Source organism: Streptomyces sp. NPDC053048, assembly GCF_044547045.1.
Classification (GTDB): domain Bacteria; phylum Actinomycetota; class Actinomycetes; order Streptomycetales; family Streptomycetaceae; genus Streptomyces.
The window spans coordinates 581,532-596,064 of record NZ_JBITZS010000002.1; the positions used below are offsets into that span (position 1 = coordinate 581,532).

At 73.6% G+C, this 14,533-nt stretch carries 12 protein-coding genes; 10 read left to right on the plus strand and 2 right to left on the minus strand.

From position 1 onward, the window contains the following. Positions 1–136 precede the first annotated feature (136 nt). From egtA to ACIG36_RS07465, 7 genes are read left to right on the plus strand one after another with little or no spacing between them, the layout of a single operon-like run. Positions 137–1,417, plus strand: a complete 1,281-nt coding sequence (gene egtA, locus ACIG36_RS07435; RefSeq protein WP_399923428.1) for an ergothioneine biosynthesis glutamate--cysteine ligase EgtA — start codon at positions 137–139, stop codon at positions 1,415–1,417. Then, the gene (egtB, locus tag ACIG36_RS07440; RefSeq protein WP_399923431.1) at positions 1,414–2,748 is read left to right on the plus strand and encodes an ergothioneine biosynthesis protein EgtB; all 1,335 of its coding nucleotides are present in this window, start codon (positions 1,414–1,416) and stop codon (positions 2,746–2,748) included. The genes egtA and egtB overlap by 4 nt, the downstream gene beginning before the upstream one ends. Beyond that, a complete protein-coding gene (gene egtC, locus ACIG36_RS07445) occupies positions 2,748–3,593 on the plus strand; it encodes an ergothioneine biosynthesis protein EgtC (protein WP_399923434.1) in 846 nt (281 codons plus the stop codon). The genes egtB and egtC overlap by 1 nt, the downstream gene beginning before the upstream one ends. Then, entirely contained in the window at positions 3,590–4,576 is a 987-nt protein-coding gene (gene egtD / locus ACIG36_RS07450) for an L-histidine N(alpha)-methyltransferase (RefSeq protein ID WP_399923438.1), read from the plus strand. Before egtC ends, egtD begins: the two co-directional genes overlap by 4 nt. Before the next feature lie 7 nt (positions 4,577–4,583). Beyond that, positions 4,584–5,060: a universal stress protein gene (locus tag ACIG36_RS07455; RefSeq protein WP_399923441.1), complete on the plus strand. Its 477-nt coding sequence runs from the start codon at positions 4,584–4,586 to the stop codon at positions 5,058–5,060. 54 nt (positions 5,061–5,114) lie between these two features. Further along, positions 5,115–5,345, plus strand: a complete 231-nt coding sequence (locus tag ACIG36_RS07460; RefSeq protein ID WP_399923444.1) for a hypothetical protein — start codon at positions 5,115–5,117, stop codon at positions 5,343–5,345. Between the two features lie 56 nt (positions 5,346–5,401). Then, on the plus strand, positions 5,402–5,614 hold the full coding sequence (locus ACIG36_RS07465) for a dodecin (protein ID WP_399923447.1): 213 nt from the start codon (positions 5,402–5,404) through the stop codon (positions 5,612–5,614). Between the two features lie 46 nt (positions 5,615–5,660). Here ACIG36_RS07465 and ACIG36_RS07470 read toward each other — a convergent pair whose 3' ends face one another. Continuing rightward, entirely contained in the window at positions 5,661–8,882 is a 3,222-nt protein-coding gene (locus tag ACIG36_RS07470) for a bifunctional cytochrome P450/NADPH--P450 reductase (protein ID WP_399923449.1), read from the minus strand. Positions 8,883–9,008: 126 nt separating this feature from the next. On the opposite strand from ACIG36_RS07470, the gene ACIG36_RS07475 reads away from it, so the two are divergent. Then, positions 9,009–9,659, plus strand: a complete 651-nt coding sequence (locus ACIG36_RS07475; protein WP_399923452.1) for a PAS domain-containing protein — start codon at positions 9,009–9,011, stop codon at positions 9,657–9,659. Here ACIG36_RS07475 and ACIG36_RS07480 read toward each other — a convergent pair. Next, positions 9,638–10,351: a (2Fe-2S)-binding protein gene (locus ACIG36_RS07480; RefSeq protein ID WP_399923455.1), complete on the minus strand. Its 714-nt coding sequence runs from the start codon at positions 10,349–10,351 to the stop codon at positions 9,638–9,640. The two genes, ACIG36_RS07475 and ACIG36_RS07480, sit on opposite strands and share 22 nt — an antisense overlap. A gap of 226 nt (positions 10,352–10,577) precedes the next feature. Between ACIG36_RS07480 and ACIG36_RS07485 the strand changes: the two genes are divergently transcribed. Both ACIG36_RS07485 and ACIG36_RS07490 read left to right on the plus strand, forming a co-directional pair. Beyond that, entirely contained in the window at positions 10,578–12,926 is a 2,349-nt protein-coding gene (locus tag ACIG36_RS07485) for a GH92 family glycosyl hydrolase (protein WP_399923458.1), read from the plus strand. Positions 12,927–13,047: 121 nt separating this feature from the next. Continuing rightward, complete coding sequence (locus tag ACIG36_RS07490) at positions 13,048–14,490, plus strand: amino acid permease (protein ID WP_399923461.1); 1,443 nt, start codon at positions 13,048–13,050, stop codon at positions 14,488–14,490. Positions 14,491–14,533: the final 43 nt, after the last annotated feature.

Genomic DNA, 14,533 nt, shown 5'->3' on the forward strand with positions numbered 1-14,533 from the left:
CGGAGGGGCGTCTTCCGGTCAGGGGCCGACGGCTGTCGCCCGCACCGCCGATGACCGGTTAAGGCCCCGGCCCCGCAACCCTCCGACTGGCCGCGGTGTTTTAAGGGTACGGAGCAACGGACAGGAGGTAGCAAGCGTGACCGAATGCTTTGCTGACAAGGAAGGCCTCAGCAGGCCGGTCGGTGAATCGGAAGCCGACGCCTACGTGCGGGGCATCTGTTTCAAGACCGGGCCGCCCCGCCTTCTCGGTGCCGAACTGGAATGGCTCGTGCACGACCTGCACGATCCGGCTCGGCCCGTCGCCCCCCACCGGCTGGCGGCCGCCGCCGACCGGGTGGGTGCCCTGCCGCTGCGGTCGGTGTTCACGATAGAGCCGGGCGGCCAGCTGGAGTTCAGCTCCCAGCCCGCGGAGTCGCTCACCGCCTGCATCGACGATCTCTCCGCCGACCTCGCCCTGGCCCGCGCGGCCCTGCGGGAACTGGACCTGGTCCTGGCGGGCTACGGCAAGGAGCCGTGGTACGAGCCCCCGCGCGTGCGGAGCAACTCGCGCTACAACGCGATGGAGATCTACTACGACCGGATCAACGGTGCCGGGCGCAACGTCATGTGCCGCACCGCCTCGGTGCAGGTCTGTGTGGACGCCGGGGTCGAGGAGCCCGGACCGCAGTGGTACCGGCGGCGCTGGCGGCTCGCGCACCAGCTGGGCGCGGTGCTCTCCGCCGCGTTCGCCAACTCCCCCCTCCATCTGGGCCGCCCCAGCGGCTGGCGCTCCACCCGGCAGGCCTGCTACGCCCGGATGGATCCCGGCCGCTCCCTGGCCCCGGCGGACGACATCGATCCACGGGCGGCGTGGGCCCAGTACGCGCTGAACGCGAACGTGATGTTCGTACGGTCGGACGAGGAGCCCTGGGCCGTGCAGCAGGGGCTGGCCCTGCGCCAGTGGGCCCGCACCGGGCTGCCGCGGCCGGCCACCACCGACGACGTGGCCTATCACCTGACCACGTTGTTCCCTCCCATAAGGCCGCGGGGCCACCTGGAGTTGCGCATGATCGACGCGCAGCCCGGCGAGGACGGCTGGGTGGTGCCGCTCGCGGTGACCGCGGCGCTCTTCGACGATCCCGTCGCGGCCGAGACGGCTCTGCGGGCCGTCAAGGGGCTGGGGGACGCGGTCGGCTCGCAGCCGCCGCCGCGCAATGCCCTGTGGCGCAGGGCCGCCCGGCACGGCATGGCCGATCCCGAGCTGCATGCCGCGGCCGTGCTCTGCTTCGCGGCGGCCCGTGAGGCCCTGCCCCGGCTCGGGGCGCGGCCGGCGGTCCTCGACGCCGTCGACGAGTTCACCGCCCGATATGTCGAACGGGGCCGATGTCCCGCCGACGATCTGCTGGATCTGGTCGCCGACGGGGAGGTCCGCGCATGACCGCCGCCCCCGCGCCGGACCCCGGCAGCACACTGCGGGAGCGTGCCGCGAGCGCCCTCCTGGGCGCTCGCGAGCGCACCCGCCTGCTCACCGGCTGCGTCGACGAACGGGAGCTGACCGCCCAGCACTCGCCGCTGATGTCCCCGCTGGTGTGGGATCTGGGGCACATCGGCAATCAGGAGGAGCAGTGGCTGCTGCGTGCGGTGGCCGGGCAGGAGCCACTGCGCCCCGACATCGATTCGGTGTACGACGCCTTCGAGCATCCCCGCGCCGAGCGGCCGTCCCTGCCACTGCTGGCGCCGCGCGAGGCGCGGGGCTATGTCGCGGACGTCCGGGGGAGGGTCCTGGACGTCCTGGACAGCACCCTGTTCGACGACGGTGGGCCGCTGGTGGAGTCCGGCTTCGCGTTCGGCATGATCGCCCAGCACGAGCAGCAGCACGACGAGACCATGCTGATCACCCATCAGCTGCGGCGCGGCCCGGCGGCGCTCACCGCCCCCGAGCCACCGCCCGCGGCGCCGGACGCCGCCCTGCTGCCGGTGGAAGTCCTCGTCGAGGGCGGCCCGTTCATGATGGGCACCTCCGTCGAGCCCTGGGCGCTGGACAATGAACGGCCCGCCCATCCCCGTTTCGTTCCGTCCTTCTTCATCGACACCCTGCCGGTGAGCAACGGCGCCTATCTGCGGTTCATCGAGGACGGCGGCTACCGGGACCCGCGCTGGTGGCGCCCGGCGGGCTGGGAGCAGGTGCGCCGGCACGAGCTGGCGGCGCCGCTGTTCTGGCGACGCGAGGGCCGCGGCTGGGTGCGGCGGCGGTTCGGGGTCGTGGAGGAGGTGCCGCCCGCGGAGCCGGTGCTGCACGTCAGCTGGTACGAGGCCGACGCGTACGCGGCATGGGCGGGCCGGCGGCTGCCCACGGAGGCGGAGTGGGAGAAGGCAGCCCGCCACGACCCGGCCTCGGGCCGTTCCCTGCGCTATCCGTGGGGCGATGCGGACCCCACCCCCGAGCACGCCAATCTCGGCCAGCGGCATCTGCGCCCGGCGCCCGTCGGCGCCTACGCGCGAGGCGCCTCGCCGCTGGGCATACGGCAGCTGATCGGGGACGTCTGGGAGTGGACGGCGAGCGACTTCCTGCCGTATCCCGGCTTCCGGGCATTCCCCTACCGCGAGTACTCCGAGGTCTTCTTCGGCGACCGCCACAAGGTGCTGCGTGGCGGCTCCTTCGCCGTGGACCCGGTGGCCTGCCGGGGCACGTTCCGCAACTGGGACCTGCCCGTGCGCCGGCAGATCTTCTCCGGCTTCCGTACCGCCCGTGACGCGGAACCCGCCTGATGTGCCGTCATATCGCGGTGGTGGGCCCCGACGCCCTGCTCGGCGAGACCCTCGTGGAGCCCGCGTTCTCCCTGGTCCGCCAGTCGTGGGCGCCCCGCCGGATGAGGAACGGGACGGTCAACGCCGACGGCTTCGGCGTCGGCTGGTACGCGCCGGGCGACCCGAAACCCGCGCGCTACCGGCGGGCCGGGCCCATCTGGGGGGACGAGTCGTTCGCCGACCTCGCCCGGGTCGTACGGACCCGGGTGCTGCTCGCGGCCGTGCGGGATGCGACGGCCACGAGCGCCGACGGTGAGGCCGCGGCGGCGCCCTTCGCGGGCGGGCCCTGGCTGTTCAGCCACAACGGCGCCGTGGCCGGCTGGCCGGGTTCGGCGGCGCCGCTGACCACGCTGGTGCCGCCCGAGGCGCTGCTGCGGCTGGCGGCGCGCAACGATTCCGCGTTCGTGTGGGCGCTGGTGGAGCACCGGCTGCTGAGCGGCGAGCCGCCGGGCCGCGCCCTGGCCGGCGCGGTGACGACGCTGGACCGGGCCGCGCCGGGCTCGCGCCTGAACCTGCTGCTCACGGACGGCTCCACCATCGCCGCCACGACATGGGGCGACTCCCTCTGGTACCTGGTGGACGGCACCCCGGGGCGTACCGTCGTGGCCTCCGAGCCGTACGACGACGATCCCCGCTGGCGGGAGGTCCCCGACCGCAGCCTGCTGACCGCCGACCACGCGGGCGTCGAGGTGGGCCCGCTGGCACCGCACCGTCCCCCGCGCACGCCGCACCGGCCGCCGCGTCCGCCGCACCGCCCGCTCTCCCCGGACATCCCGGATTCCCCGCTCAAGGAGCCCGTTCAGTGAGCCCGTTCGTCCTCACCCGTACCCTCCCCCACGACGCGACGGCCGCCGCCCTGCGCGCGGACGTCTCCGAGGGGCTGACCCGCTCGCCCAAGGAGCTCCCCCCGAAGTGGTTCTACGACGCCCGCGGCAGTGAGCTGTTCGACGAGATCACCCTGCTGCCCGAGTACTACCCGACCCGCGCCGAGCGGGAGATCCTCATCTCCCGGTCCGGCGCCATCGCCGAGGCCACGCGCGCCCGCACGCTGGTGGAGCTGGGCTCGGGCTCGTCGGACAAGACCCGCCATCTCATCGAGGCCCTGACGGGCCTGGAGTACTACGTCCCCGTGGACGTGAGCGAGAGCGCCCTGACGGGCGCCGCCGAAACGCTTCTGTCCGAGCACCCGGCGCTGACCGTCCATGCCCTGGTCGCCGACTTCCAGTACGGCCTGGCCCTGCCGCGGGACGTGCCGGGACCGCGCCTGGTCGCCTTCCTCGGCGGCACCATCGGCAACCTGCTGCCGCCGGAGCGGGCCACCTTCCTCGCCGGCCTCCGCTACCGTTTGGCGCCCGGCGACGCCCTGCTGCTGGGCACCGACCTGGTCAAGGACGAGAGCGTGCTCGTACCGGCCTACGACGACGCCCAGGGCGTGACCGCCGCGTTCAACAAGAACGTCCTGGCCGTCATCAACCGCGAACTGGGTGCCGACTTCGACCCGGCCGACTTCGAGCACGTCGCCCTGTGGGACGCCCGGCGGGAGTGGATCGAGATGCGGCTGCGGGCGCGGACGCCCCTGGTCGCGAAGATCCCCGCGCTGGACCTCGCGGTGCACTTCGAGGCGGGAGAGGAGCTGCGCACGGAGGTGTCCGCGAAGTTCCGCCCGGAGGGCGTACGGCGGGAGCTGGCGGCCGCCGGGCTGGAGCTCACCCACTGGTGGACGGACGAGGGGGGCCGGTTCGCGCTGTCCCTGTCGGTGCCGGCCCCGCACCCCTTCCACGCCGGTTAGTGCCCCGGTGAACGAGGAGACGCGCGACGACGGCCTGCCGGCCGGCTTCGAACGCGGCACCGACGGCCCCAAGGTCATCGTCGTCGGTGTGGACGGATCCGACACGTCCTGGCGGGCCGCCGCCTACGCGGCGGGCCTGGCACGCCGCCAGAACGCCCTGCTCGCGGTCGTCTATGTGCAGCCGGTCCTGGCCGGCAGCGCGGCCCTGGGCGCCCCGGTGGCGGAGATGACGGAGGAGGTCGCCGAGGAACTGCTGGCGGAGATCCGCGAGACCACCGACCGCCTGCGCGGCGTCTACGCGATGCGCTGGCAGTTCCACACCTTCCGCGGCGACCCCTACGCGGGCCTGGTGCGGGCCGCCGACGACCTCAAGGCGGACGCCGTGGTCGTCGGCGCCTCCGAGCAGGCGGGGCACCGCTTCGTCGGCTCGGTGGCGGTGCGGCTGGTGAAGGCGGGGCGCTGGCCGGTGACGGTGGTTCCGTAACGGCACCCGATCGGGTGAAGGCCTGGCGGTGGCGCGGCGGGTAGCCTCCGGGGCATGGCTGAGCAGGAGGGCGGGGCCGGAGCCCTGTCGCTGGATCACGACCGCGACGGCGTGCTGGTGCTGAGGCTGAGCGGGGGCGGCGACGTCATCCCGAAGGTCATCCCGGTCGTGGACGGGGAAACGGACACGGTGATCGCGCTCTACACGGCGACCCGTCCGGTGGGCACCGAGCCGACCGCGCCGGTGCCCCATCGGAACACCCTCGACCTGAACGGCCCGGTGTAGACCCCGCCCGGCCCACTCGCCTCGCGGAGCCGCCGCGGGTGGGGCACGGTGGGCTCATGTCCAATCACACCTATCGGGTGACCGAGATCGTCGGCTCGTCGCCGGAGAGCGTCGACGCGGCGATCCGCAACGCGATCAGCCGCGCCGCGCAGACACTGCGGGAGCTGGACTGGTTCGAGGTGACCCAGATCCGGGGCCACCTCGAGAACGGCGAGATCGGCCACATCCAAGTGGGCCTCAAGGTGGGCTTCCGGATCGAGGACACCTGAGGCCCCGCGGCGCCGGCGGCGCGGCACCGCCCCCGCCCGCGGGCGCTCACCCCGCCGCGTACACGTCCTCCACGTAGCGCCCCGCGTCCGTCAGTTCCCGCAGCCACGCGTCGGCCGCCTGGGCGTCGACGCCCGTGCGGTGGGCGTACAGGTCGCGCAGCGCGGCGCGTACGCCCGGGGCCATGCGGGTGCCGTCACCGCAGACGTACACCCGGGCGCCGGCCTGGAGGAGGGGCCACAGTTCGTCCGCCTCGGCCGCCATGCGGTGCTGGACGAACGGGTTGCCGGGGCCCTCGAGGGTGCTGAACGCCGGGCGGACGGAGACCGCGCCCGCGTCCTGTGCCGCCAGCAGTTCGGCGGAGTGCAGGAAGTCGGCGTCCGGCGCGTCGCAGCCGAAGTACAGCAGTGCCGGGGCGAGTTCGGTGCCGGTGGCCGCGCGAGCGACGCGGTCGGCGACCACGCCCCGGAAGGGGGCCAGGCCGGTACCGGCGGCGACCATGACGACCGGCGTCCGCTCGTGGTCGGTGACGCGGAACGCCTCGCGGCACGGCTGGACGCGGGCCAGGACGGTGTCCCCGGGACGCAGCCCGGCGAGGTGGCCGGAGCCGGTGCCCCGGAAGCGGCCACGGCCGGAGCGGGCGGGCGCGTCCAGGACCGAGACCATCAGGTCGGCGTGGCGGGGAGCGGTGGCCGGGGAGGAGGAGATGGAGTAGTGCCGGGGGCGCAGCGGGGGCAGCAGTTCGAGCAGGTCCGCCGGGCGCAGAGTGCCGCGCAGGGCGGGGTGGTCCTCGATCAGGTCCAGCGTGGTGCGCGGGTCGTCGGCGGTCACGGCGCGCAGGGCGGCCTGTTCGGGCGGGCAGGGGTTGCGGTCGGCCAGCAGGCGGAGATGGCGTGCCGTGGGGCGCTGCTGCAGCTCGAGGTGGTGGGAGAGGAGTTCGCGCACGGTCAGCGGCCCGCTGATCGGCAAGCTCTCGCGTCCGGGGCGGCGCGGCTGGACGGCGAGGACGGTCTCGGGGGCGGTCCCGAAGAGCGCGGCGGCGCGGGTGACAAGGTCCGGGGCGTTGACGGGCAGGACGGTGAGGTGGTCGGCGGTGCGGTACGTGGTGCCGTCGGGCAGGGCGAGCCGCAGGAAGTGCTTCTTGCGCGGATGTGCCGGGCCGGTGAGTTCGTCGGCCTCGGTGACCGTCATCGGCGTCATGCCGTGGCGTGCGGCGAGCGCGGCGAGCGGGCCGCCGTCGCCCGGGACCTCGGTGACGGTGTACGCGGGCCCGTCCTGCGCCGTGGCGGCCGTCGCGTCCGCCGTCCCGTCCGCCGTCTCCCCCGCGCTCGCCGGGTCGCCGTACTTCTCCAGCAGCGTCCGGCACAGGTCGCGGGTGAACTCCTCGACGGTGCCCGTCAGGTCGCCCGACGCGTCGGCCTCGGCGCGGGGCAGCAGGCGGGTGCCGCCGAGGGCTGCGAGGCGTTCGTCGAGGAGGGTGGGCACGCGCTGGTAGGTGGCGGCCCAGTTGCGGTCCCCGACGCCCAGGACGGCGTAGTGGACGCCGTCGGCGGCGCCCGGACCGGCGGTGTGCTCGGCCCACCGGACGAAGCCGGTCGCGTCGTCGGTCGGCCGTCCGTTGTACGACGCGGCGACCACGACCACAGGGGTGTCGGCCGGCAGCGCGCCGGTGTGTTCGTCCAGCGGGGCGACGGTGGCGTCGAAGCCGAGGCGGCCGGCCTCGTCGGCGAGGGTGCGGGCCGTCTCGCGGCAGGTGCCGTAGTTGGAGCCGTGCAGGACCAGCAGTCCGGTGCCCTGGCGGGCGCGGGTGGGCAGTGCGCTGCCGGGGGCGTCCGCCCGTGTGCGCGGCCGTGTGGTGCCCGGCAGGGCCGCGCGGTTGGTGACCCGGTCGGCGGGGGTGCGGCGTGCGAGGGTGAGGGTGAAGCCGTCGGGCTTGAGGGTGAGGGTCTCCTTGACGCGCAGCCGGTAGCCGGCGCTGTCGATGAGGCGATAGCGGTGGACCAGTAGCCCCAGGAGCATGGTGGCCTCGTGCAGGGCGAACTGCCGGCCGATGCAGGCGCGCTCGCCGGTGCCGAACGGCTTGTAGGCGTGCGGGGAGCGGGCCGCCTCCGCCTCGGGGGCGAAGCGGGTGGGGTCGAAGAGTTCGGGGTTGTCGCCCCAGGCCGGCTCGCGGTGCAGCATCGGGGTGAGGACGGTGACGCCCTCCCCGGCGCGCAGCGGGTAGCGGCCGGCGAGCAGGGTGTCCTCGCGGGCCTCGCGGGCGAAGGCGGCGGCCGTGGGCCACAGGCGCAGCGCCTCGTTGAGCACCTGGCGGGTCCAGCGCAGCCGCCCGATGTCCTCGAACGACGGCTCGGGGTCCGGTGTGTCGCCCCACAGCTCGTCCGTCTCGCGCTGGGCCAGGCGCAGCGCGACGGGGTCCTTCAGCAGGTGGTGGAGGGCGAAGGACAGGGCGCCGGAGGTGGTCTCGTGGCCGGCGATGAGGAAGGTGATGACCTGGTTGCGGATGTTGGCCGGGTCGAGGGTGGTGCCGTCGGCGGGGTGCGGGGCGCCCAGCATCAGGCCGAGGAGGTCGTCGGTGCGGGTGTCGCCGGAGGCGGTGCGGGCGCCGACGACGTCGTCCACGACGGTGGCGAGGAACGCGGCGTCCGCGCGGAAGGCCGCGTCCTCCTCCGCGTGGTCGCCGTCGGGGTCGCGGCCGAGCTGGTTCATGCTCCAGTCCAGGCAGCGCACCATGGCGGCGACGAAGGGGTGGGGTTCGTCGCCGCGGGTGAACGACTCGAAGTCGTAGCCGAACCCGGCGAGCCCGATGGTGTCGAGCGTCATGCGGGTCATGTCCTCGGCGACGTCGACGGCTTCGCCGCGGCCGAGGCGGGCGTCCCATGCGTCGATGAGGCGGCGGCAGACCTTCAGCATGGCCGGGTGGTAGGCGCGCATCGAGCCGAGGGCGAAGGCGGGCATCAGGATGTCGTGCGCCTTGGCCCAGTTGGGCTCGTGGTTGTAGGCGGTGAACAGTCCGTCGGCGGTGAACTCGCGGACGTTCTCCAGCGCCGGGCCGACGTGCTTGGTGAAGCGCTCCTCGTCGGCGAGTTCGGCGACGAGGTCGAGGGAGTGGACGAAGAGCCGGTCGGTGCCGTGCAGCCTGCGGCGGAATATCGGGCCGTGCCGCCGGGCCAGTCGCATCGTCTGCTGCAGCGGGGTGTCGCTGGCGCCTACGGCCGAGACGTCCACGAGGGGGACGACGGCCGTCTTGTCCTGGGTCGCGTGGGTCATGCGTTCAGCCTGGCCGCCCCGCACCGACCCGCCGGGCGCGGTCACTGCATGATTGTGCAGTGACCGGCGGCGTGTCGCTCTTGCGCGTCCGGCCGGGCACTGTACGAGCGAGGGAGCCGGGAACAGGTGAACAGCGAGGAGTACTTCGCGTGGCGCAACCATTTCCTGGTGCTGCTCGACCGGATCCCCGTCCCGATCGCCGTGTGCACGGCGCAGGGCGAGGTGACCGTGGCGAACCCGGCCATGGCGGCGGAGTGGGGCACGGTCCCCGGCCGGGTGCGCGGCCGCAATCTGCTGGACCTCTTCCGTCCCAGCCGCAACGCGACCGCCCAGCTCGGCCGGCTCGCCGAGGCCCTGCGGCTGGGCCGCCGCTCCCGGTACACCATCGAGGTGCGCTGGCCGGCGGGGACGCGAGGGGCGGAGCGCGAGGGCGAGCTCCTGGTGGATCCGGTCGGCGACGCGTCGCTGGCGTACCCGATGCTGCTGGCGGTGCTGAGGGTGCGGGCCGAGGTGCCGGCGGCCGGGCCGGTGGCGGAGGTCAGCGAGGTGGAGGGGCGCATCCTCGCGCTGGCAGCGACGGGGGCGACGACGGCCGCCATCGGCAAGGCGGTCGGCCTGACCGTGGACGGCGTCAACTACCACCTGTCCCGCCTCACGCGCCGCTGGCGGGTGCCGAACCGGACGGCCCTGGTGGCGAAGGCGTACGTGCTCGGGGTGCTCGCGCCGGGACAGTGGCCGCCGGTGTTCGCCGGTGATCAGCGTTCGCGGGGCGGGTGACGCAGCACGCAGTCGCCGCACAGGCCGCCCGTGGGCAGCCGGTAGTACAGGCAGCAGGTGGTGCGTTCGAAGGCGATGCCGGCGGGCGTGCTCGTCAGCGTCCCCGTGGCGCGCAGCAGCGGGTCCTCGAAGAGGGCGCGGGTGACCTCGAGCGCCTGCTCGGCGTCCCGCTGCCGGCCCCGCTCGTGGCACCAGGAGTGCAGGACGCGCAGGGAGCCGGCGAGGGAGGACCCGGCGTTGCCCCACAGCAGCCGCGCGGAGACGCCGGTCGCCGTGCGGGTGGCGTCGTGCAGCGGTACGAGCAGGCCGTGCAGGACCGTGGCCGAGACGCGGGCGGCCCGCTCCGCCGGATCGCCGGCGGGCGGGAGCGCGACGGGCGTCCCGGGCAGCCACAGATCGTCGGGGGCGGTACGGGCGGGGTGCCAGCGCAGGCCGCCGCAGGCCGCGAGGTCGGGTACGTGCCCGGTCAGTACGGCCGAGCCCAGCCCGATGGACAGCAGGCGCCCGGCGACGCCCTGGAAGGCGATGGACGCCGCCACCCGCCGGTCCGTCGTCCCCAGCCGCCCGGCGACGGTCGTGATGCGGGAGCGCATGACCTCGGGGCCGAGCGGAAGGTAGCCCTCGGGGTCGTCGGGGCGGTCCTCGCGCAGGGCGAAGAACGGCCCCACGCCGGCGAGTTCACGAAGGCGCACGATGGGGAACGATTCCTTGGTCGGGGTGCAGCGGCACGATCGCTGGATCACGCCGACTCTACTGAGACCGCCCGGCCGGGCCGACGACGGGTCCTGCGCCGAACGGGTGAGGGCGCGCCCCGGGGGTGTCCGGAACACCACGCCCACCATCCGGCGCATCCTTGACTCCCCTCACGCCCCGGGCGAGCCTCACGCTGACACGACGTCAGCCGAAAGGCGTGGCCGCATGAGACGACGGACCGCACACCCCCTGCCGCGCCGCTCCGGCGCGGCCGCGCTCGCCCTGGCGGCGGTGCTGGCCTCCACCGCGCTCGCGCCCCCAGCGCCCGCCGCGCCCGCGGCCGGCCTCACGGGGCTGGTCAACCCCTTCATCGGCACCCAGAACGAGGGCAACACCTTCCCCGGCGCCGCCGTGCCGTTCGGCATGGTGCAGCTCTCGCCCGACACCGGGCACAACACGGGGTACGACTACAAGGACGACCACATCCGCGGCTTCAGCACCGTGCACCTGTCCGGCGTCGGCTGCCGCATCGGCGGGGACCTGCCCGTGCTGCCGACCACCGGCGAGGTCCAGGCGACCGACAACGCCCGCTATGCCGCCGCGTTCAGCCACCGCGACGAGACGGCCCGCCCCGGCTACTACCGGGTCCGGCTCGGCTCGTACGGCGGCATCACCGCCGAGCTGACCGCGACCGCCCGCACCGGGCGGCAGCGCTACACGTTCCCGGCCACCGAGCAGGCCAACGTGCTGTTCAACACCGGGCAGTCGCTGCACAAGACGGTCTCCACCAGCGTCGAGATCGTCGACAACCGCACCGTGCGCACCACGATCACCGGCCGGGGCTTCTGCCAGGACACCCGCCCGTACACGCTGCACACGCTCACCCGCTTCGACCGGCCGTTCAGCTCCTTCGGCACCTGGAACGCCGACGGCCTCTCGCGCGGCTCGCGGGCCTCCACCTCGCTCACGCGCAATGGCGCCTGGGTCCGCTTCGACACCACGCGCGACCGGGACGTGGAGGCCGGCACGGCCGTCAGCTACGTGGACGCCGCAGGCGCGGCGGCCAATCTGCGGGCCGAGGAGGCCGGCTTCGACCGTACGGCCGAGGCGGCGCGCGAGGCCTGGGAGCGGCGGCTGGGCGACGTGGCGGTCCAGGGCGGCAGCCGCACCCTGCGCCGCACCTTCTACTCGTCCCTGTACCGCTCGTTCCTCGCGCCCAACATCGGCAGCGACGTCGACGGCCGCTACATGGGCTGGGACCAGCGCGTCCACCGGGCCAAGGGCTTCACGTACTACCAGAACTGGTCGCTGTGGGACACCTACCGCACCCAGGCGCAGCTGCTGGCGCTGCTGGCGCCGCGCGAGTCGCGGGACATGGCGCTGTCGGTGCTGCGGATCGACGCGGACGCCGGCTGGCTGCCCAAGTGGGGCTACGGGCCGGTCGAGACCAACATCATGACCGGCGACCCGGTGACGCCGTTCCTCACCAACGCCTATCAGCACGGGCTGCTGAAGGGTCATGAGGAGGAGGCCTACCGGGCGCTGAAGAAGAACGCGGACGGCGTGCCGCCGGCGGCCTCGCCGTTCATCGGGCGGGAGGGCAACGAGCCGTACCTGCGGGACGGTTTCGTGCCGTACCTGCCCGACCGGGCCCGCCGCAAGCCCGGCGACTCCGACTTCCACGAGGGCGCCTCGGCGACCCTGGAGTACGCGCTGGCCGACGGGGTGCTCGCCCGGATGGCCCGCGAGCTGGGGCACCGGGCGGACGCCGAGCGCTATGCGGAGCGCTCGCGCAACTACCGCGGGCTCTTCGACCCGTCGACCGGCTTCTTCCGGCCGCGGGACGCGAAGGGTGCCTTCACCGGTTCGGCCGATCCCTCCCGGAGCCCCGGCTTCCATGAGGGCACGGCCTGGCAGTACCAGTGGCTGGTGCCGCAGGACCTGCCCGGCCTGGTGCGGCTGCTGGGCGGCAAGGACGCCACGGACAGGCGGCTGGACTCCTTCTTCGCCTACGACCGGCTGCTCGCCGACCCCGAGCGCACCGCCCGCCAGGTGTGGGTCAACGGCCCGTACGACTACTACAACGCCGACAAGTACAACCCGCAGAACGAGCCGGACCTCATCGCCCCCTACACCTACCTGTCCACGGGCAGGCCGTGGAAGACCACCGACGTGGTGCACGCGGCGCTCACCCTGTTCACCGACTCTCCCACCGGCATGACCGGCAACGACGACCTGGGCACGATGTCGGCGTGGATGGTGCTGTCCGCCATCGGGGTGTACCCCGTCCAGCCGGGGGCGGACGTGTGGGGCCTGAGCACGCCGGTCTTCGACCGGGTGGACCTGCGGCTGGACCGGCGCTGGTACCCGCGGGGCCGGTTCACGGTGAGCGCGCCGGGCACCTCGCGCACGGACCGCTATGTGCGGTCGGTGCGGCTGGACGGGGCCGCGCACGAGCGCACGTACCTGACGACGGAGGCGATCCGGCGGAGCGAGCGGCTGGAGTTCACGGTCGGGCCGGAGCCGTCCGGGTGGGGGACGGGCGCGCGGTCGGTGCCGCCCGCCATCGGCTGAACCCCGGGACGGGTGCGGGGCGGCGCCTTCCGTCGTCGCCCCCGCTCGGCCATGATGACGGTGATTCGCGGCTGTTTGTCCAGGGGCGAGCCGCCCCCAGAGCCGACGAGAGGACGAGGCCATGGCAGGGCTCGACACGGGGCAGGGCGTATGGCGCCGCAAGCCGATCGAGACGATCGAGGAGGCGGAGGAGACCGAGGCGCACGGTGAGCGCCTGACCCGCACCCTGGGCCTGTGGCAGCTGACCGCGATCGGCGTCGGCGGCATCATCGGCGCGGGCATCTTCTCCCTGGCGGGGACCATCGCCAACGGCGTGGCGGGCCCGGCCGTGCTGGTCTCCTTCCTCATCGCGGGCATTGCGAGCGCGGCGGCGGCCTTCTCGTACGCGGAGTTCGCGGGCCTGATCCCGCGGGCCGGGTCCGCCTACACCTACGGCTACGCGGTGATCGGCGAGATCGGCGGCTGGTTCATCGGCTGGGACCTGCTGCTGGAGTACACGGCGATCGTCGCGGTCGTGGCCATCGGCATCTCGGGCTACATCAACTTCCTGCTGGGGGAGATGAACGCCGAGCTGCCCTCCTGGATGCTGGGGGCGCCAGGCACGGGCGACGGGCACCGGGTCGACCTGTTCGCGGCGGTGCTGTGCCTGCTGATCGCCTACCTGCTGACGATGGGCATCAAGAACGCGGCCCGGTTCGAGACCGTGGTCGTGGTGCTGAAGGTCCTGGTGGTGCTCCTGGTGATCGTCGTGGGCTTCTTCCACGTCAAGAGCACCAACTACTCCCCCTTCTTCCCCTTCGGCGTCAGCGGCGCGTTCACGGGAGCGGCCACGGTCTTCTTCGCGGTGTTCGGCTACGACGCGATGTCGACGGCGGCCGAGGAGTCCAAGGACGCCCAGCGGCACATGCCCCGCGCGATCATGTACTCGCTGGCGATCTCGATGGTGCTGTACGTGCTGGCCTGCCTGGTGCTGACGGGCATGCAGCACTACTCGGCCATCGACAAGGAGAGCGGCTTCTCCACGGCCTTCAAGTCGGTGGGCCTGGCCGGCATCGCCGACGTCATCGCGGTCGGCGCGATCATCGGCATCCTCACCGTGATGTTCACCTTCATGCTCGGTGTGACGCGCGTGTGGTTCGCGATGAGCCGTGACGGGCTGCTGCCGAAGTGGTTCGCCCACACCCACCCCACGCGGCACGTGCCGACCCGGGTGACGTGGATCGTGGGCGTCGCCTCGGCGCTGATCGCCGGCTTCGTGCCGATCGGCGAGGCGGCGGAGCTGACCAACATCGGCATCCTGCTGGCCTTCGCCGTGGTGTGCACCGCCGTGATCGTGCTGCGCTACCGGCGGCCGGACCTGCCGCGCTCGTTCCGCTGCCCGTGGGTGCCGGTCGTCCCCGGCGTCGGGGTCGCCGCGTCGATCTGGCTGATCACCTATCTGGCGTGGGAGACCTGGGCGCGGTTCGCGGTGTGGTTCGTCATCGGGCTGGTGGTGTACTTCGCCTACTCCTACCGGCACTCGGAGCTGCGGCACGCCGACGCCCGGGGGATCCCCCAGGACTGATCCGGCGCCGGGCGGTTGTGTCAAGGGCGGTTATTTCAAGGGC